Consider the following 19,527-nt stretch of genomic DNA (forward strand, 5'->3'; position numbering starts at 1 on the left):
TCATCCGGCATACCAACGGCACACCCGTGATCACCCTGTGCTGCGCGCCCGACTGGATGAAGGGCGGGCCCCAGGGCCGGACCGACTGGTCGCGGCTCGAGGAGGCGCCCTACCCGCGCTACTACGACGAGTACGCCGAGCTGGCGGTGAAGGTCGCGCGGCGCTATCCCGACGTGAGGTACTACGCGGTCTGGAACGAGTTCAAGGGCTTCTTCGACGAGAGACGCAACCGCTGGGACGCCGAGTCCTACACCGTGCTCTACAACAAGGTCTACAGCGCCTTGAAGTCGGTGAACCGGCATATCAAGGTCGGTGGGCCGTATGTCCCCATGAACGGTTACTCACCGGAATGGCAGGGGCCGCCCTCGGCGGTGCGCGGGCCATGGGGGAGCGTCGACCAGCGCGCGCTCGACGCGGTCGACTACTGGATCAAGCACAAGAAGGGCGCGGACTTCGTCGCCGTGGACGGGTCCACCGTCTCGGAGGACCGCGGGCTGCGCCCGGACGAGTTCACGGCGCTGGGCAAGTTCTCGGCCATCACGCGCTGGCTGCGCGGGCGGGCGGACGGGCTGCCGGTGTGGTGGGCGGAATGGTATGTCGCGCCCGAACACAGTACGTGGTCGGACCGGCGGCGGGACGCCGTGCACACCGCGGCAATGATGGAGTTCGCCCGCAGTGGCGCGGCGACGGCCCTCTACTGGAATCCGCAGCGCGGGTCGCCGGGAAACTGCCCGGGCTGCCTGTGGTCCCCTGGTGCCGGCGGTGAGGTGACCCCGGCTCTCAGCATGATCCAGAGGTTCGCCCGGTGGTTCCCGCCGGGCACCAAGCTGATGGACGTCTCTGCGACCCCCGCCTCCGTCCGTGTGCTCGCCCAGAAGCGGCACATGGTCGTCGTCAACACCACGGACAAGCCCACGACGGCGACGGTCGACGGTAAGCGGATGCGGCTCAGCGGCTACAAGGTCCGCTGGGCCGACCGATAGGACAGCCCGTGGCCCTGGACTCGGCCGCCGCCGACATCGATCTGGTGAGCATGGACTTCTGGGCCCGCCCGCCCGCCGATCGGCTCGCCGCGTTCGCCCGGCTGCGGGCGCTCGACCGGCCGGTGTTCTTCCCGGAACCGAGAGTGCCCCTGGTCCGGGCGGGGCACGGCTTTTACGCGCTCGTACGGCACGCGGACGTCGTGACGGCCAGCCGGCACGCGAAGGTCTTCAGCAGCGAGCCCGCCGCGACGTCGCCGGAACCGCCGCCCTGGCTCTCGCTCGTCCTCGGCACGCCCATGGTGAACATGGACGACCCGCGGCACGCACGGCTTCGCCGGATCGTCTCTCGCGCGTTCAGCCCCAAGATGCTCGACCGGTTGCGTGAGGACATCGAGGCGACTGCGGCGCGCATCGCCGACGACCTCGGCGCGCACGGCGCGCACGACTTCGTGACCCAGGTGGCGGCCCGGCTGCCCATTCACGTCATCGCCGCGATGATGGGCGTTCCGGAGCATCTGCGTCCCCGCGTGCTGAGGCACATCGACGCCATGACGGAGTACTCCGGGGTACGCGGCTCGCTGGCGAGCCCGCGCACGCTGCGCCTGCTCGGCGGGAACCTCGCGGCCATCGGCCGACTGCACCGCCTCGTCGCACGCCTCGGCCGCGAGCGGCTGCGCGAGCCGGCCGGCGACCTGGTGTCGGCGCTGGTGAACGCCAACGTGGACGGCGAGGCGCTGTCGATGCGGGAACTGGGCTCGTTCTTCGATCTGCTGCTCGTCGCGGGCAACGAGACCACCCGTAACGCGCTCGCCCACGGCCTGAAGCTGTTCACCGACAACCCTGGCCAGCGCGATCTGCTGCTGTCGGACTACGAGGGCCGCGCCGCCGGTGCGATCGAGGAGATCGTCCGCTGTTCGTCGCCGATCATCCAGTTCCGCCGTACGCTCACGCGCGAGCACGAGTTCGCCGGGCACACGATCGCGCCGGGCGACAAGGTCGTGCTCTTCTACATCTCGGCCAACCGGGACGAGACGGTGTTCGAGGACCCGGACGCCTTCGACATCACCCGGTCGCCCAACCCCCATGTCGGCTTCGGCGGCCCGGGCCCGCACCTGTGTCTCGGCGCGCATCTGGCGAGGATGGAGCTGAGGGTGATGTTCCGTGAGCTCTTCGAGAGGTTCCCCGGGATCGGCGCCGTCGGTGAACCCGAGTACCTGCTCTCCAACTTCGACAACGGGATCAGGCGTCAGCCGTTCACCCTGCGGGCAGGGCCGGCCTGAGGCGGGGTCAGTGCCGGATCCGAGAGACGCCCAGCAGCGCGGCCGAGATCACCGTGACGGCGGCCAGCCCGCCACCCGGTGACCACAGCGAGGTCACCAGCATGACCTCGGCCACCAGCGCGACGATGACGAGACCGCCCGTCGCCGAGACGACGGCCCGGCCGGCCGGATCCAGTCCGGGCAGCAGTGCCGCGCAGGCGGCGGTCGGCGCTGTGACCAGCAACAGCAGCAAAATCACGGTCATGTCGGCCCTCGAGGTCGGTGGGTGTGGTCAGTGCAGGATCATGAAGCGTTCGACGACGACTGCGATCAGGCCGGCCAGCAGCGGGACGGCCAGCACCGTGTAGGGACGCAGCCTCCGTCTGCCAGGCGCCGTCCGCAGCCGCCGCAGTTCCCGCGCGATCAGCAGCCCCAGCAGTACGGGGAGATAGACCACGCCCGCGGGGGTCCATGGCGTCAGGCCGATGCTCAGCCGCGCCGCCGGCCGCAGCGGAGGATCCGGCTGCGGTGGCGGCGACCGCAGCGCGAACACCGCGGCGTCCGGGTCGGCGAAGACGACCTGAAGGTCGCGCGACTGCGACAGGGCCGCGCGCAGCCGGGCGCTGTACGAGACCGGCAGGCCGCCGCTGAGATCGAGGTAGGCCTCGTGGCCGCGGGTGGTCACGAAGAAGCCGGTCTGGCCCTGCTCGCGCAGTTGCGCCGTGATCGCCTCGACATCGCCGGCTGGATCGAGGGACGTCTGGAGCACCGGATACCCGAAGCGCTCGTAGCCGTGATGGCTCCACGGCATCACCGGGAAGCCACTTGCGGTGGTGTCCTCCGCGGTGAGCCAGACGACGTCGATCGCACCTTTGGGGCGCCGTTCGAGTATCGCGTCGAACGCCTTGACCTCGCCCGGCCGGACCCGCTCGAACCGCTCGTTGCCGAACCGTACGAGCACGAACCCGAAGACGAGCACAAGCGCCAGCGCGCCCGCGGCGAACATCGGGACGGTGTCCCGGAGCCGGAGCCGGAGCCGTGGCCGTCGTCGAGCCGCCGCTGCGACGACCGGCGCGGTGCGCGAGTCGGGCGCCGGGTCGCCGACCGGGCCGACGGTCCGCGCCGGGAAGAAGAGGTAGGACGTGAGGATGCAGGCACCGGGCAGCATGAAGAAGTAGGTGCGCAGTGCGATCTCTCCGCCGTAGCTCTGCAGACCGAAAGAGGCGAACGGCGCGAGCAGCAGCACCAGGGCGACGCGGTCGTCGGTCCGCCGGGCGCGCCGCCGCAACAGGCCCAACAGGGCCAGGAGCGAGACCAGGACCGCCAGCGCGACCCTGGCGAACTGCACTCTCGCGAGCTCGGCGCTGCCGTCCGTGATCCGCTGGCCGACACTGGCCGACAGGTTGGTGCCGAGCCGTCCCACCCCACCGAGCACCTCGTTCAGATGTCCCGCCCAGTAGGCACGTGTCATGAAGCTGAGCCACGCCACGAAGACGACCGCGCCGAGCAGCGGCAGCCCGCGAAGGGTGCAGCGGCGGGCGAGCACCAACCCGGCAGTCGTAGCGATCATGAGGAACGGGGTGAGCTGGTGGGCGGCCGTGGCCACCACGCTGACCGCCACCAGCAGGAGGAACAGGACCGCGCGCTCTCGGACGCCGATCGGCCGTGGCGGCAGCTCACCGGGCTCCATCGGGCCGAACGTCCAGTCGTAGGCACGCCAGAACCGCCCGGTGCGACGCGCGCCCGGGCTGCGGCGGCGGCGGCCCTGTCCCCGGATGGTGGCCGGGGGCGGCCGGAACCAGTTCAGCAGGATCGCGACCCAGCACAGGTACAGCAGGTAACCGAAGGCCTGGGGGGACAGGTAGTCCTGGCCGACCCAGTTCGCCACCGGGAACAGCCAGGCGGCGAACCACTTGGCCCGCCAGCTCGCCTGCAGCGTCCGGAGGATCAGGGCGAAGGGGCCGAGGTAGAGGAGATTGGTCACCACCGGTGCCCAGTGCAGCACCGGTTCCAGGTCGTCCTGGCCGATCGCTTTGGTCGCGAAACCGACGAGGGCGAAGAAGCCCGGCCAGTTGAAGCGCGCGTCCAGCATGGTGTCCACGCCGTGGGTGCGCGTGATGTATTCGATGAACCCCGCGTGCTGCCAGGCGGTGGGAAAGCGCGCCACCGGCTCCAGGGCCTGGGCCAGCGCGTGCAGCGAGACGGCCATGCCCAGCAGCTGTGCGGTCAGCAGCACCGGGCGTGGCCGGCTCAGCGCCAGCGTGATGAGGAAGTTCGCGGTCAGCACCGCCACGCCGAGCAGGGTCAGCGCCGGCAGCACCGAGATCACCCCGTAGCCGCTCATGGTGTCGAGCCGCACTCCGCGCAGCGGCAGCCAGAACAACGCCAGCCCCAGCACGAGGAGCAGGCAGACCACGATCGCGGAGTACGGCAGGCCGCCGGTCCGCACGCCGCTCGCCCGGGACCCGGGTCGCCCGGCTCCGGACCGCCGGTCGCTCCGGCGCCCGATTCTCCGCCGCCCGATTCTCCGCCGTGCGGGCGACCGGGTCGTGGCCGGTCTCGCGGTGGTGCGGGTCGCCGTGGACCCCGTCCCCGCGGTGAGGGTCCCGGCCGTGTGCGTCTCGGTCCGCCGCGGCCCGCGGGGCATCGTCAGCAAGCGGCTCTCCTTGGACCGTTGGCCGCCCGGTCGTCTCCCGGGGAGGCGGCGCGGCGCAGGGCGGGGAAGACGGCGACGGCGATGGCCGCGTGCACGAACAGCACGCCCACGCCCGTGCCGATGAGGATCGATTCGGTGGGCACCACGAGCACCACCGCGAGCGTGCCGAGGAGACGGGCGCCCTGGATGACCGCGATCCCGCGGGTGCGTGACCGTACCCTCAGCACACCGAGGTAGAGCTCGATGACGGCCTTCGGGAGCGTGGCGGCGGCCAGCAACTGCAGCAGTGGCGCACCCTGGGCGGCGTAGCCGGGGCCGAACACCTCCAGCGCGAACGGGCAACAGACGATGGTCAGCGCCGACACGGGGACCAGGAGCGTCACCGTGCGCCGCAGGGCCGCCCGCACCTTCTCGGCGAATCGGGTGTCGTCGAAGGCGCCCTCGACGGTGAGCGACATCGCCATCGTGATCGACAGCAGGTTCAGCATCATGCCGAGCACCCACGCCATCGTGAAGTAGGCGTTGGTGCGCGGATCGATCTGGGCCGCGACGACGACCGGGACGAGGTTGATCGTCGCGTGGGCGAACAGCCCGCCCAGGTAGTCGCCGCCGACATAGTGTGCGATCTCGGCACTCGTGGGACGTGGCCGGCGTCCGTCGGTCGCCCGGGCGTGAGCCGGGATCAGCCGGCGGAAGATGAAGAGGTTCACCGGTGCCAGTGACACGATCACCGGGAGCATCCAGGAGAGGCCCACGCCCTCGCGCGGCAGCGCCGCGGCGAAGGCCACCAGCAGCACCACCTTCACCAGGCCGAAGACGGTGTTCTCAATCGGCACCCAGTGCGCGCGGCGCAGCCCGGTGAAGACCGCGTCCTGCTGGGTGAAGAGATTCCACGCGAAGGCCATCACGAGGAACCACAGCCCTGGTCCGAGGCCGTGCAGGTGCGCGAACGACGGCCCCCACCAGTCCAGCGTGACCAGGAAGCCGAGCGCGATGACGACGGCGGCGCCGGAGCCGACGGCATAGCTGGTGGCGACGAACGCCCCGGTGGCCTGGCCGGTCTGCGGAATGAACCGGATCAGCATGAAGTTCAGCGCGGTCAGGCCGCCGACGAACATGACGGCCTGGATGACGGCCCAGTTCCGGCCCACGTCGGCGGGGTCGTAGTGACGGGCGGCGAGGAACCAGTAGCCGAGCCCCAGCACTCCGGTGATCCCGCCGTTGGCCATCAGCGCGTAGGCATTGCGGAACAGCGGGTTGGACAGCTCGGCCGCCACGCCGGCTCGCGCGGTGGCCCGCGCCGCCGAACCGCGCGCCGCGACATCACGGCCAGGTGGGGAGGCCGCGGGGGTGAGATCAGACATCGCGCAGCATTCGCTGGGCCGCGTAGCGCGATCGCCGCACGATGGCGTAGCCCTTGGTGAGCGCCCGGTCCAGACGGTAGCCCGGTTCGCCGTCGACGATCCGGCCGAACCGCTCCAGCGAGATGCCGGCCCGGATCGTCAGCCGGGGCAGCGCCAGCCGGTCGTGCCGGCCCCGCACCGCGACCTCGTTGGCCACCGCGCAGGCACTGCGGTAGCCGGTGTGCAGCACCGCCTGCCGCACCCGGGCGCTCGAGTAGCCGTAGGGGTAGGCCATCGCCCGCACCTGGACCCCCAGGCGATCCTCGAGCAGGCCCCTGCTGCGGATCAGCTCGTCCCGCAGACTTCCGCCGGGCAACTGGTCGAGCTGCGGGTGGCTGTGGCTGTGCCCGCCGATCTCGATGCCGTGCGCGGCCGCCTCCCGCGTCTGGCTCCAGTTGAGCGTCCGGTCCAGCGGCCGGCCGGCCGCGTCCGGTCCCGCGTCGGCCAGCCAGCCGGTCGTGACGAAGACGGTCGCGGTGAACCCCAGATGTTCGAGCACGGGCAGCGCCCGCTCGTGGAAGTCCGCGTATCCGTCGTCGAACGTGATCACGATCGGTCTGCCCACCACCTCCGGCGCGGGGCCCGATGCCGCCGGTGGGGAGAGTGCGGAGAGGGGGACGGGGGTGAGGCCGCGATCCTTGAGGAGGGCCATCTGGTCGGCGAACGCGCTCGGGTGAACGGCGAGCGGGGCGGTCGCCGCGGGCGGGTGCTCGCTGATCGAGTGGTACATGAGGATCGGAACGCCCGTCATCGCGCCGCCCCCGGCCGTCCGCCGGCCCGTTCGGCGCGGACCGCGCCGGGCTCAGGAGTGCTCCCGCCCAGGCCGATGGAGCCGGCGGCATAACCGAACGCCGTGCAGGACAGGCCGGTGACGATGGCGGCCGCGCGGCCGAGGCCGCCGAGGTCGCCGCGCACCGTGTCGCGTAACCCGCGGATCGCGCCGCGCGGCAGGGCGCGGAGCACGTGCGCGCGTTCGCTGGACAGCCCGTCGCGGGCCCCGACGCTGCGGGTGACGAGCGCCTTGGACAGGCCCTCCGCGTAGCAGCGGGCGCGGAAGTAGCCGAACCGCGCGCGTTCCGGTGGAACCCGGTGCCAGATGACCGCGCGGTCGTCGAACAGCATGACGGCACCGGGGCTCCGATGGCCCAGCCGGATGCAGAACTCGGTCTCCTCACAGCCCAGCGGCCTCGGGCCGGAGCCTCGGCCGATCCCGGTCGTGAAACCACCGGCCAGTTCGAACGCCCCTGCGCGGAACGAGCAGTTGCCGCCCATCAGGTTGCGGACGGGCCCGGGCGAGAGCCCCCGGTAGGTGCAGCCGACGGTCCAGTCGAACTCCTCGGGGAACCAGCCCGGCCGCCGGCCCGTACCGCCCGCGACGGCGAGGTCGTGGGGGCCGGTGCCCACGAGTTCGCGGGGGGAGGGGGCGCCCGGCCACAGCGGGATCGTCAGGCCGCCGACCCCGATGACGGAGGGGTCGGCGAAGCCCTCGGCGAAGGCGGCCAGCCAGCCCGGGGCGGCCACCGCGTCGTCGTCGAGGTAGGCCACCACGTCGCCGCCGGCGAGTTCGGTGCCGGTGTTCTTGCCGCCGGAGAGCCCGCGCGCGTGCCGGTTCGCGACGACGACGACGTCCGGCAGCGCCGCCTTGAGGCGAACGTGCAGCTCCGGGTGGTGGTCGACGGAAACGATGATCTCGTGGGGTGCGTGCCGCTGGGTGCGTACGGACGTGACCGCCGCGTGCACGTCGTCCCAACGCTCCTCGGTGAAGGCACAGATGACGACGCTGATCCGGGTACCGGTGCCGGTCAGGGGAACCGCCTCCTCATGCGCGCGTAGGTCTTGAGCATCCGGTCGGCCCGGTCGTACACCCGCGGGTTTCTCAGCGCGGCGTTGCGGGCCATGTTCACCGGGGCGGTGCGAAGCCAGTGCAGTCCGGCGCCCAGGCGGGCGTGGGCGACCCTGCCCTCGGCGATCCGGATCTCGCGGCTCTTGAGCTGCTCCTTGAACTGCTTGCCGCCACGCCCCATGGCGATCTCGGTGATGCCGTGCTCGGCGCAGGCCTGGGCGAGCCGCAGGTTGCCGATCAGACCGGGGGAGTACTGGGCGAAGCGGGTGTCGTAGGCGGTGAACCAGCCGGCGACGGTCGCGCGGTGGCGCAGGTCGAAATTGGCCGCGACCGGCTGGTCGCCGGCGTACAGGATGTTGAGCATGCCGAAGCCGGTCCGGTGGAAATGCTCCACCAGCCGCACGATCCAGGGCCGGGCGAACCGGTCCATCCGGCCGGTGCGCCGATACTGGTCGGACTTCCAGCGCATCAGCAGCCGCAACAGACCCGGATCGGACGACGCGAAGACATAACGCACCTCGCCGACCTCCCGGCCGAGCTTGCGCTCCTTGTAGCGGACGGTCTTGTAACTCTTCGGCGCCGCCCGGCGCGTGACCTCGGCATAGGCCTCGAAGCCCGCGCTCAGATCGATGATGGGCTCGGCCCTCTCCACCGTGTGGTGGGGCTTGAACGTCGGCTGGTGGGCGAGCAGGTGGTCGAAGTCCCAGACGCTGAGCCGGCACGCCCTGAGCAGCGCTCGCGCGTCCAGCAGCAGGTCGGGCGGCGCGATGATGCCCTGCAGGTCGGTGAGGCCGGATCCGACGGGATGGCCTATGCCGAGGGCGGAGCGCTCATGCGGGAAGAAGGCGACGACCTCCGTGCCCTCCTCCACGACTGCGACCCGGACGCCTGGGCGGCACCGGCCGACGCCGACGGTGAACTCAGGGGTGAGGAAGGGATTGGCCAGTGCCGGGTCGGATCGCTGCAGGGCCCGCCATCGTTCGATCTCGGCGGTGCCGAGGTCGAGCGGGCCGACGAGGGTGACCTTCATGGCTCACCGGCTCTCGACGCGGCCGAGGGCGGTGGACTGCCAGTTCACCGCTACGGGCTCCAGCGGCTGCGTGGCGGGTGTGTCGCCGAGCCGGCCTCGGAAACGGAGCCGGAGCATGGTCTTCAGTACCCGCCAGCCGTCCCGTAGCGTGCGCAGATTGGATTCGCCGTACCGGCGGTCGCGTTCATGGCTGGCGACCTCGGCCATCCGGAGGCCCGAGCGCACCGCGTTGACGCACAGCTCGGTCTCGATCTCAAAGCCGGTCGAGGTGAGCTGGAGCCGCTCGACGGCGGACCGGCGCATCGCGACGTAGCCGTAGCACAGGTCGGTCCATCTGGTCCGGTACAGGAGGTTGGCGAGCCGGGTCAGCCACCGGTTGCCCCTGCTGCGGATCCGGGTGAGGTCGTCGGACGCGCCTCCGCAGCCGTAGCGCGTGCCCTTGACGATGTCGAACCCGCGGCCGATCAGCGCTAAGAAGGCGTCGAACTCGGCCGGGTCCATGCTGCCGTCCGCGTCGAGCATGATGAGCACTTCGGAGGTCGCGGCGGCCATCCCGGTCCGCATCGCGCTGCCCTTGCCGATGGGCGGTTCGATAATGATCACTGCGTCTGGCCGCAGCAGCCGGGTGATCTCCACCGTGCCGTCGGTGGACTCGCCATCGACGATCACGACTTCGTCCGCCGCGGTCAGCCGCGGCAGAAGCCATCGAAGGTTCTCCGCCTCGTTGAGCGTCGGGATGACGGCGGTGACCGTGGGCCAGTGAGTGCTGTACCGCTCGAGACCGAGTCGGTGAGGCTGCCGTACGAGTGGTGCGCTCGAGGCGCCATCGGCGCGCGCGAGGGGGTCGGGCGTATGCATGGTAGCCCCCGTGGGAGTGGTGTCTGCTCATTTGACGCCAGCCGTCCCCGTCATGCGTCGAGTAATCACGCATCGCTCCCTTTGGTGACGCAGTGCTCACCATGCATGCCGTACCATTCCGTCACATAAGGGGTCGGTCACTCGCCGTGACCGGGCGCGTATGCAGCGTTAGTCCTGACTTTGAGCCACGGAGCCGCGTTCGGTTGCGGCTTTACCCAAAGATGAATATCGGATTACCGCCACATGACCCGGCGCTGCCCATGGATCTACCCGGGCGGGCGGCTCGGCGCGGCGGCCGCGCGGACGGCCGATTCGGCCGAGACCACCGAGCCGGCTCGGACGGCTGAGCCGGCCCGGGCCCCAGGCGGCTCGGCGACCGGTGCGGCTCAGATCACGAAGTGGCGGAACGAGCTGAGCGGGATGTGCAGCCAGGACGGGCGGTTGCGCGCCTCGTACAGCACCTCGTACACGGCCTTGTCGTACTCGAAGGCGCGGAGCAGCACCTCGTGCGCGGCCGGGTCGGGCCCGCCGCCCTCGGCGTAGCCGCGGCAGAACGCGATCCTGTTGCGCTCGGCCCACTCACGGGCGCGGAACTCCAGCTGCTCGCCCAGCTCCGGGGCGATCTGGCGCTGCCCGGCGAGCAGGTGGCGGGAGGCGTACTCGAAGGAGCGGAGCATGCCTGCGACGTCGCGCAGCGGGTGGCTCGGGTGGCGCCGTTCGACCAGCGTGTGGAGGGGTTCGCCCTCGAAGTCGAGCAGCATCCAGCCGCGTTCGGTACGCATGACCTGGCCGAGGTGGTAGTCACCGTGGATTCGCTGCACCGCCAGCGGCTCGTCCTGCTTGGCGAGGTCGTCGAACACCGTGTCGATCATCGCGACGTACGGCGCCAGTTCCGGCACCACGAGGACCGTCTCGTGCAGCCGCCGGTGCATGTCCTCGGCCATCGCCCGGATGTCGTCCACGGGGAGCTCGGACACTCCGAAGGCCCTGGCGAGGTCGCGGTGCACCGTGGCGGTCACGATGCCCAGCCGCTCAGCCTCCGAGGCGAAGTCACCGCCCACCTCGTCGGCGTGCAGGTCCGCCTCGGCATAGAGGTCACGGACACTCGTGGCCGCGAGCCGCCAGCCGTCGGTGGCCGTGCGCAGGAACCCCGACAGCATGGCGAGCGTGGTGGGCTCACCGTCGAGATCCATCTCAACCCAGCCGTGCAGCGCCGGGATGTGCTCGCACCCCACCCGGGTGAGCCCGAGGTTGAGCTCGAGATCGGGGTTGGTCCCAGGGGTGATCCGGCGGAACAACTTGCAGATATAGGTCTCCCCGAAGATCAGGGAGGTGTTGCTCTGTTCCGCCGGGCTGGCCAGGCTGACCAGGTCGGTCTCGATCTCCTGCCCTGGCACGGCCCGCAGGCGCAGCGGGCCGGTGTCGGCGTTGCGGGCCATTCCGGTGAGCAGCATCCGGGTGAGCTCGGGATCATGCACGGCGTCGTAGACGTGCCGCCCGCCCAACTGCCCGATCTCGGCGTACTCCAGCCGGCCGGGCAGTTGCGCGCGCGTCCCGAGCAGCAGCTGGTAGCGGTCGACGGCCGTGCCGGTCCCGGCGGCATGGCCGACCCCGATGATGAGGTGGTGCAGGCCGGGGTCACCGCCGGTCAGCTCGGTGGCGTCGAGCACCGTGACCGTGCGCACCTCCCGGCCCTTGCCGGCGAACCAGCGCTGCCGGGGCACCCACTCCTCGAGGAGCCCGCACAGCCCCGGCAGATCGACGACGTTGTCTGGGGCCGGTACCCCGCTGGGGTGGTCGGACGACCGCACGAACTACTTCACCTCTTCTTGTTCTTCGCCTTCTGTCTCGCGGGTGGCAGGAACGGGGGGTAGGAGGAACCAGTAGAAACCATGCCCAGGAAGCGTGAGGAGATACGGCAGCTCGCCGGCTGCGGGGAACTGAACGCCGCCCATGCACTCGATCGGCGTGGATCCCTCGAAGCGGCGCAGGTCGAGCTCGACCGGCTGCGGGAAGCGCGACAGGTTGTTCACGCACAGCACACGGTCGTCGCCGAACTCCCGGACGAACGCCAGCACGCTCGGGTTGGAGGCCGACAGCTCGACGTAGGAGCCGAGGCCGAACACCGGATGCCGCTTGCGGATCTCGATCATCTTGCGGGTCCAGTGCAGCAGCGAGCCCGGGTTGTTCTGCTGCGCCTCGACATTGATCGCCTGGTACCCGTAGATCGGGTCCATGATCACTGGGAGGTAGAGCCGGGCCGGATCGGCCTTGGAGAAGCCCGCGTTGCGGTCCGGGGTCCACTGCATCGGGGTGCGGACCCCGTCCCGGTCGCCCAGCCAGATGTTGTCGCCCATCCCGATCTCGTCACCGTAGTAGAGCACCGGCGAGCCCGGCAGCGACAGCAGGAGGGCGGTGAACAGCTCGAGCTGGTTGCGGTCGTTGTCGAGCAGCGGGGCCAGGCGCCGCCGGATGCCGATGTTGGCCTTCATCCGGGGATCCTTGGCGTACTCCGTGTACATGTAGTCGCGCTCTTCGTCGGTCACCATCTCGAGCGTCAGCTCGTCGTGGTTGCGCAGGAAGATGCCCCACTGGCAGTTCTCCGGAATCTTCGGCGTCTGCGCCATGATCTCGGATATGGGGTAGCGCTGCTCACGGCGTACGGCCATGAAGATCCGCGGCATCACCGGGAAGTGGAACGCCATGTGGCACTCGTCCCCGCCGGTGGCCGGGTCGCCGAAGTACTCCACCACGTCGGCCGGCCACTGGTTGGCCTCGGCCAGCATCACCCGGTCGGGGTAGAGCCGGTCGATCTCCGCGCGGACCCGCTTGAGGTAGTCGTGCGTCTCGGGCAGGTTCTCGCAGTTCGTTCCCTCGCGCGCGTAGAGGTAGGGCACCGCGTCGAGCCGGAACCCGTCGATGCCGAGGTCCAGCCAGAACCGCAGGACCTCGATCATCGCGTCCTGGACGTCGGGGTTATCGTAGTTCAGGTCGGGCTGGTGGGAGAAGAACCGGTGCCAGAAGTACTGGCCGCGCACCGGATCGTAGGTCCAGTTCGACGCCTCGGTGTCGACGAAGATGATGCGGGCGTCGGCGTACTTGTCGTCGGTGTCCGACCACATGTAGAAGTCGCCGTACGGCCCGTCCGGATCGGAGCGGGACGCCTGGAACCACGGGTGCTGGTCACTCGTGTGGTTCATGACCAGGTCCGCGATGACCCGGATGCCCCGCGCGTGCGCCTCGTCGATCAGCTCGACGAAGTCGCCGAGATCGCCGAACTCCGGCAGGATCTTGGTGTACTCGCTGATGTCGTACCCGCCGTCGCGCAGCGGGGACTGATAGATCGGCAACAGCCAGATGCAGTCGATACCGAGCCACTGCAGGTAGTCGAGTCGCTGGATCAGCCCGCGGATGTCTCCGGTGCCGTCATCGCTGGAGTCGTTGAAACCCCTGATGGCGACCTCGTAGAAGACGGCCCGCTTGTACCAGTGGGGGTCGTTGGGCTTCTCGCGTGTGAACGTGTCAGGAATGGGCTCGACGGCCGCGGTGTCGAGGGCGGCGGTGTCGGCCTCCGGCAGGGTGCCGGGAGAAGGCGGCGTGGTCAACTCTCAGTTCTCCGGACCGTGAAGATGTGCGCTGGCTGGGTATGCGGGTCGAGGCGTACGTAATTGGACTGCCGCCAGTCATAGGACTCGCCGGACAGCTCGTCGGTGACGACGAACTCCTCCGACCAGTCGAGACCGAGCGCGGGCAGATCGAGATTGACGGTCGCCTCGCGTACATGGTGCGGGTTGAGGTTCACGACGGCCAGCACGACATCGCCGAGCCCGCCGGTGGACGCACCGTCGTCCGGGCCCACCTGACCGTCGCCGAGCCGCCGCTTGGAGAAGCAGATCACGTCCGGTTGATCGACGTGGTGGAACCGCGGATTACGGAGCAGTTGCAGCGCCGGGTGGGCCCTTCGCAGCGTGTTGAGCCGGGTGATCAGGGGAGCGATGCCCCGGCCCTCCCGCTCGGCGGCCTCCCAGTCGCGCGGCCGGTACTGGTACTTCTCCGAGTCGCGGTACTCCTCGCTGCCCGGGCGCACCGGACTGTTCTCGATCAGCTCGTACCCGGAGTAGACGCCCCAGGTGGGGGAGAGCAGCGCGGCGAGGATCGCCCGGATCTCGAAGGCCGGCCGGCCTCCGTGCACGAGGTACTCGTTGAGGATGTCCGGCGTGTTGACGAAGAAGTTCGGCCGCATGTACTTCGCGGCGTCCCCGGAGAGCTCGTGGAGGTACTCCTCGAGCTCCGGCTTGCTGTTGCGCCAGGTGAAGTAGGTGTACGACTGATGGAAGCCGATCTTGCCGAGAGTGTGCATCATCGCCGGCCGGGTGAACGCCTCGGCGAGGAACAGCACATCGGGCGCGATCGCGTGGACCTCGGCCAGCAGCCGGGCCCAGAAGGCGACCGGCTTGGTGTGCGGGTTGTCCACCCGGAAGATCCGCACGCCGTGGTCCATCCAGTGGAGCACGACCCGCTTGACCTCCTGGTAGATGCCCTCGGGGTCGTTGTCGAAGTTGAGCGGATAGATGTCCTGGTACTTCTTCGGCGGGTTCTCGGCGTAGGCGATGGTGCCGTCGGCGCGGGTGGTGAACCACTCCGGATGCTCCTTCACCCAGGGGTGGTCCGGAGAGCACTGCAGCGCCAGGTCGAGAGCGACCTCGAGCCCGAGCGCCTGCGCATGGGCGACGAAGGCGTCGAAGTCGTCGATCGAGCCGAGCTCGGGGTGCACGGCATCGTGCCCGCCCTCCTCGGATCCGATCGCCCAGGGCGAACCGGGATCATGCGGCCCCGGGTTCAGGGTGTTGTTCGGTCCCTTGCGGAACGTCCTGCCGATCGGGTGGATCGGCGGCAGGTACACGACATCGAAGCCCATGGCGGCGACCGCGGGAAGACGCTTCATCGCGGTACGGAGCGTTCCAGAGGTCGGAGCTCTGCGCCCCATCGGGTCGGACGCGGTCCCCTCGGAACGAGGGAAGAACTCGTACCAGGAGCCGAACAGCGCCCGCTCGCGGTGCACGACCACCGGCAGCCACGCCGAGGCGGAGTCGAGCTCGCGCAGCGGGTACTCGCGCAGCAGCTCCAGGACCTCGGGCGCACTCGCCGCGGCCAGCCTGGGGAGTACCGGAATGGCCGGGTCGGCCAGGTCGCGGGCCAGCGAGTCGAGGACGGGCCGCCGCGCCTCCGGTACGCCCTCGGCGGCGCGGGCGAACAGCAGCGCCCCCTCCTCGAACATGAGGTCGACGTCCTGCCCGCGCGGCACCTTGATCTTGGCGTCGTGCAGCCAGTGCGCCACGGGATCGCCCCACGCCTCCACGCGGAAGTGCCAGAGACCCGTCTCGTCGGGGGTCACCTCGGCGGTGAGGCGGTCGGTTCCGGGCACGGGCTCGCTCATGCGCACGAGGGGCCGCGTGGTGCCGTCCGGGGCGCGCAGCACCACGCCGGCGCCGAGCATCTCGTGGCCTTCGCGGAACACCGTCGCGCTGACGCCGAAGGTCTCGCCGACGGCGGCCTTGGCCGGCCACCGACCGCAGTCGACCACGGGTTCTACGTCCAGGATGGGTATGCGCTCGATCATCGCTGGCAACGCTACCGGCGGGGTCTCGGGCACGGTGCCGACTTCCGCCAAGTGATGATCACCCGTGTCTCGGGTCATATCCGGCTCAACACCCATCCCTCACCTCTGCCGACCTCCCCTGCCATAGTGCGTGATCCATACGAGTGGAATGTCCGCTCCGGCTGCTTATCCAAGCGTCTCCATGCCCGAATCCGACGCCTACTCTCTAGTACGACCCCGGTAACTTTCTGCCATGCATCCACCACGTGAGGTCATCGTCGACTTTGCCGCCCGAGTCGACTCAGTAAGGCGCCGGTGTCAGCCATCCGAGACGGACACCCTTGACCAACATGAAGGAATCTTGTGTGCGGTTTTGGGTCGCGAACACCCCTGGCCTGCGCATAGCGTTACCCACCGTGAAGGCCATCCGACGATTCACTGTACGCACCGTCCTGCCCGAGCCACTACGGCAGCTCGAGGAACTCGTCCTCAATCTGCGCTGGTCGTGGCATAACGAGACGATCGAACTGTTCCGCTCGGTAGATCCCGACCTTTGGGAGTCCGTGCGCCACGACCCCGTCAAGTTGCTGGGAGAGGTGTCCGCGCAGCGGCTCGCCGCACTCGCCGCAGACCGCCGGTTCCTGCGGCGCCTGCAAGACGCCACCGAGGATCTGCGCGACTACCTCACCGCCCCGCGCTGGTACCAGTCGCTCGACGACGAACCCCCGGCGGCCATCGCCTACTTCTCACCGGAGTACGGCATCACCGCCGCCCTGCCGCAGTACTCCGGCGGGCTCGGCATTCTCGCCGGTGATCATCTCAAGACCGCAAGCGACCTGGGCGTACCCATCATCGGTGTGGGGCTCCTGTACCGGCACGGCTACTTCTCGCAGTTCCTCTCGCCCGACGGGTGGCAGCTGGAGCGCTATCCCCCGATCACGCCGACCGGGCTTCCGCTGACCCTGCTGCGCGAGGCCGACGGCACGCCGCTGCGGATCAAGGTCGGCCTGCCCGAGGGGCGCGACCTCAGCGCCCAGGTATGGCTGGCCAGCGTCGGCCGGGTGCCGCTGCTCCTGCTCGACTCGGACGTACGCGAGAACGACCCGGCCGCGCGCGACGTGACCGACCGGCTGTACGGCGGCGGCACCGACCACCGGCTGCTGCAGGAGATGCTGCTGGGCATCGGCGGCGTGCGCGCCATCCGCGCCTACTGCCGCATCACCGGGCACCCGGCGCCCGAGGTGTTCCACACCAACGAGGGCCACGCGGGCTTCCTCGGCCTCGAGCGGATCCGGGAGCTCGTCAACGAACAGGGCCTCAGCTTCGACGAGGCTCTGGAGTCCACCCGCTCGGGCACGGTGTTCACCACGCACACGCCGGTGCCGGCGGGCATCGACCGGTTCCCGAGGGAACTCATCCAGAAGTACTTCGGCGGCCCCAACGAGACCGCCAGCGTGCCGGTCGACCGGGTGCTGTCCCTCGGCGCCGAGACCTACGAGGACGGCGACCAGGACGTCTTCAACATGGCCGTCATGGGCATGCGGCTCGCGCAGCGGGTCAACGGCGTCAGCCGGCTGCACGGCGCGGTCAGCCGCGAGATGTTCGGCGGCCTGTGGGGCGGCTTCGACGTCGACGACGTCCCCATCGGCTCCATCACCAACGGCGTGCACCCCGAGACCTGGGTGGCGCCCGAGGTCATCGAGCTGGCCGCCAGGGAACTGCCCGACGTCATGTCGGCGGGGCGCGGCTGGGAGGGCCTGCAGCGCCTATCCGAGGGCGAGATCTGGCGCGTGCGGCGCACCCTGCGCGAACGCCTGGTGCACGACGCGAGGCGCCGGTTGCGCGAGTCGTGGCGCCAGCGCGGCGCCTCGGAGGCCGAGCTGTCCTGGGTGGACGACGCCCTCGACCCTGACGTCCTCACCATCGGGTTCGCCCGCCGGGTGCCGTCCTACAAGCGGCTCACGCTGATGATGCGCGACCCCGAACGGCTACGACGGCTGTTGCTGGACCCCGAGCGGCCCGTTCAGATCCTCATCGCCGGCAAGGCGCACCCTGCCGACGAGGGCGGCAAGCGCCTCATCCAGGAGATCGTCCGGTTCGCCGACGACGCCCGGGTGCGGCACCGGATCGTGTTCCTTCCGGACTACGACATGGCGCTGGGTCAGATGCTGGTCCAGGGCTGTGACGTGTGGATGAACAACCCGCTGCGTCCGCTGGAGGCCTGTGGCACGTCCGGCATGAAGGCGGCGTTGAACGGCGGCCTCAACCTGTCCATCCGCGACGGCTGGTGGGACGAGTGGTTCGACGGCCAGAACGGCTGGACGATCCCCTCGGCGGACGGCGTGGAGGACGCCGATCGGCGCGACGACCTCGAGGCGGGCGCGCTCTACGAGCTCATCGAGGATCACGTCTCGGTGATGTTCTATGACCGTGGCGCCGACCTGCTGCCCCGTCGCTGGCTCGAGATGGTCAAGCACACTCTGGCCTCGCTCGGCCCCAAGGTGCTGTCGACCCGGATGGTGCGCGACTACGTCCAGGACCTGTACGCGCCGGCGGCGGCCTCGCGACGGGTCATGAGCGCCGACTCCCATGCGGGCGCGCGAGAGCTCGCCGAGTGGAAGCACCGGGTGGCCAAGGCGTGGCCCGGCGTGGGCGTGGGCCACGTCGAGTCCGAGGGGGTCGGCGAGAGCCCGCACATCGGCGCGCGGATGACCGTGCGCACCACGGTCGAGCTCGGCGAGCTGCGGCCCGCCGACGTCGCGGTCGAGGTGGCGTACGGGCGGGTCGACGACACAGACTCGCTGATCGACCCGCAGTTCCAGGAGCTCACCGACACCGAGGCGGTCGAGGACGGTCGCCTGCGCTACGTGGGCGAGGTTCCGCTCGACCGGACCGGCGACTTCGGCTACAGCGTGCGGGTGGTGCCCCGGCACGAGATGCTCGCCAATCGCGCCGAGATGGGTCTCGTCGCACTGCCGCCCGCTCCGCTCGGCATGACCAACGGCGACCTCCGCTGAGGACGGTCGTCTGGAGGCGGCCCGTCTGAGGCGGCCCGCCTGAGGTGGACGCTCGGACGCGGACGACTGCAAGATCACGACTCCGGTGAGGTGGTCCTGCGGTCGTCCGCGTTCGCGGTGGCCGAGGGTCAGCAGTAGTTGAGCATCGTGGACAGTGCGGACTTCTCCGCGCTGTCCGCGGTGAGGCCGTACCGGTACTTCACGTCGATCCACGAGCGCGCGTACAGGCACCAGATCGCCGTGCGCGACGGCTTCCACTGGGCCGGGTCCTTGTCGCCCTTGGACTGGTTGACGTTGTCGGTGACCGCCCAAAGCTGCGCCGACGAGAGGTCGTTGGCGAACTGCTGGCGGCGGCTGGTCGACCAGGAGTTGGCACCCGAGCGCCACGCCTGGGCCAGCGGCACCATGTGGTCGATGTCGACGTCGGACGGGTTGGTCCAGGTGGCGCCGTCGTAGGGGCTGTACCAGGAGCCGGAGGTCGGGTAGCAGTCGGAGCCGACGACCACGCCTGTGCCGTCCCGTTTGAGCACGGTCTCTCGCGTGTTGCACGTGCCCGAGATGGTCGTCCAGTGCGGGAACAGGTCGCGGCTGTAGCCGGACGAGGAACCCTCCGGGCTCTGGGTGAGCGCCGTCAGGTGCGTGCGTGAGGTGGCCGCGCTGGGCGGGGTCGGCGGGGCCGCCGCGGCGGGCCCGGCCACGCTCACCACCAGGGCCAGCGCCATCAGCACCGTCCCGAAAAGTCCCAGTCCTGTCGCAGGTTTTGTACGGCTCATGCAGTCCTCCTTGTGATCCACTCCGAGCCGGAGACTCGCGATCTCGGCCCACAGCGGGGTGAGTGGAACAAGAAGGGACAGTGACAAATCACGGTCAATCCCGGAA

General features: G+C 70.0%; 14 protein-coding genes. 3 read left to right on the plus strand and 11 right to left on the minus strand.

All coding sequences use genetic code 11. From position 1 onward, the window contains the following. Together HKK72_RS15600 and HKK72_RS15605 are read left to right on the plus strand one after the other, a co-directional pair. The coding region (locus tag HKK72_RS15600) for a xylan 1,4-beta-xylosidase (protein WP_187235092.1) at positions 1-983 on the plus strand (983 nt) is incomplete at its 5' end. A gap of 14 nt (positions 984-997) precedes the next feature. Then, positions 998-2,263 (plus strand): cytochrome P450, encoded by a 1,266-nt coding sequence (locus HKK72_RS15605; RefSeq protein WP_261986856.1) that lies wholly within the window; start codon positions 998-1,000, stop codon positions 2,261-2,263. A gap of 7 nt (positions 2,264-2,270) precedes the next feature. Here HKK72_RS15605 and HKK72_RS15610 read toward each other — a convergent pair whose 3' ends face one another. From HKK72_RS15610 to HKK72_RS15655, 10 genes are all read right to left on the minus strand, one after another. Continuing rightward, on the minus strand, positions 2,271-2,507 hold the full coding sequence (locus HKK72_RS15610; RefSeq protein ID WP_187235093.1) for a hypothetical protein: 237 nt from the start codon (positions 2,505-2,507) through the stop codon (positions 2,271-2,273). Between the two features lie 27 nt (positions 2,508-2,534). Then, positions 2,535-4,898, minus strand: a complete 2,364-nt coding sequence (locus tag HKK72_RS15615; protein ID WP_187235094.1) for a hypothetical protein — start codon at positions 4,896-4,898, stop codon at positions 2,535-2,537. Then, on the minus strand, positions 4,892-6,262 hold the full coding sequence (locus HKK72_RS15620; protein WP_187235095.1) for a lipopolysaccharide biosynthesis protein: 1,371 nt from the start codon (positions 6,260-6,262) through the stop codon (positions 4,892-4,894). The genes HKK72_RS15615 and HKK72_RS15620 overlap by 7 nt, the downstream gene beginning before the upstream one ends. Beyond that, positions 6,255-7,052: a polysaccharide deacetylase family protein gene (locus tag HKK72_RS15625; protein WP_187235096.1), complete on the minus strand. Its 798-nt coding sequence runs from the start codon at positions 7,050-7,052 to the stop codon at positions 6,255-6,257. The genes HKK72_RS15620 and HKK72_RS15625 overlap by 8 nt, the downstream gene beginning before the upstream one ends. After that, the gene (locus HKK72_RS15630) at positions 7,049-8,107 is read right to left on the minus strand and encodes a glycosyltransferase family 2 protein (RefSeq protein ID WP_187235118.1); all 1,059 of its coding nucleotides are present in this window, start codon (positions 8,105-8,107) and stop codon (positions 7,049-7,051) included. The genes HKK72_RS15625 and HKK72_RS15630 overlap by 4 nt, the downstream gene beginning before the upstream one ends. Next, a complete protein-coding gene (locus HKK72_RS15635) occupies positions 8,104-9,174 on the minus strand; it encodes a GNAT family N-acetyltransferase (protein ID WP_187235097.1) in 1,071 nt (356 codons plus the stop codon). The genes HKK72_RS15630 and HKK72_RS15635 overlap by 4 nt, the downstream gene beginning before the upstream one ends. 3 nt (positions 9,175-9,177) lie before the next feature. Next, positions 9,178-10,032, minus strand: coding sequence for a glycosyltransferase family 2 protein (locus HKK72_RS15640; RefSeq protein WP_187235098.1), 855 nt, complete (start codon positions 10,030-10,032; stop codon positions 9,178-9,180). Between the two features lie 386 nt (positions 10,033-10,418). Further along, positions 10,419-11,843, minus strand: a complete 1,425-nt coding sequence (locus HKK72_RS15645) for a maltokinase N-terminal cap-like domain-containing protein (RefSeq protein ID WP_315987279.1) — start codon at positions 11,841-11,843, stop codon at positions 10,419-10,421. Positions 11,844-11,846: 3 nt separating this feature from the next. Continuing rightward, on the minus strand, positions 11,847-13,562 hold the full coding sequence (treS, locus tag HKK72_RS15650) for a maltose alpha-D-glucosyltransferase (protein ID WP_187235120.1): 1,716 nt from the start codon (positions 13,560-13,562) through the stop codon (positions 11,847-11,849). Positions 13,563-13,633: 71 nt separating this feature from the next. Beyond that, positions 13,634-15,652, minus strand: coding sequence for an alpha-1,4-glucan--maltose-1-phosphate maltosyltransferase (locus HKK72_RS15655; protein ID WP_187235099.1), 2,019 nt, complete (start codon positions 15,650-15,652; stop codon positions 13,634-13,636). Between the two features lie 395 nt (positions 15,653-16,047). Between HKK72_RS15655 and glgP the strand changes: the two genes are divergently transcribed. Beyond that, positions 16,048-18,648, plus strand: a complete 2,601-nt coding sequence (glgP, locus tag HKK72_RS15660; protein WP_187235100.1) for an alpha-glucan family phosphorylase — start codon at positions 16,048-16,050, stop codon at positions 18,646-18,648. A 128-nt stretch (positions 18,649-18,776) separates the two neighbouring features. On the opposite strand, the gene HKK72_RS15665 is transcribed toward glgP, so the two are convergent. Beyond that, the gene (locus HKK72_RS15665) at positions 18,777-19,421 is read right to left on the minus strand and encodes an HNH endonuclease family protein (protein WP_222720762.1); all 645 of its coding nucleotides are present in this window, start codon (positions 19,419-19,421) and stop codon (positions 18,777-18,779) included. Positions 19,422-19,527 lie beyond the last annotated feature (106 nt).

Source organism: Actinomadura sp. HBU206391, from assembly GCF_014323665.1.
Classification (GTDB): Bacteria; Actinomycetota; Actinomycetes; order Streptosporangiales; family Streptosporangiaceae; genus Actinomadura_C.

Bases quoted from the DNA above. Each gene is read 5' to 3' on its own strand.
- HKK72_RS15665 (WP_222720762.1), bottom strand. From the start codon at position 19,421: ATGAGCCGTACAAAACCTGCGACAGGACTGGGACTTTTCGGGACGGTG.
- HKK72_RS15620 (WP_187235095.1), bottom strand. From the start codon at position 6,262: ATGTCTGATCTCACCCCCGCGGCCTCCCCACCTGGCCGTGATGTCGCG.
- HKK72_RS15625 (WP_187235096.1), bottom strand. From the start codon at position 7,052: ATGACGGGCGTTCCGATCCTCATGTACCACTCGATCAGCGAGCACCCG.
- HKK72_RS15655 (WP_187235099.1), bottom strand. From the start codon at position 15,652: ATGATCGAGCGCATACCCATCCTGGACGTAGAACCCGTGGTCGACTGC.
- HKK72_RS15610 (WP_187235093.1), bottom strand. From the start codon at position 2,507: ATGACCGTGATTTTGCTGCTGTTGCTGGTCACAGCGCCGACCGCCGCC.
- HKK72_RS15635 (WP_187235097.1), bottom strand. From the start codon at position 9,174: ATGAAGGTCACCCTCGTCGGCCCGCTCGACCTCGGCACCGCCGAGATC.
- HKK72_RS15640 (WP_187235098.1), bottom strand. From the start codon at position 10,032: ATGCATACGCCCGACCCCCTCGCGCGCGCCGATGGCGCCTCGAGCGCA.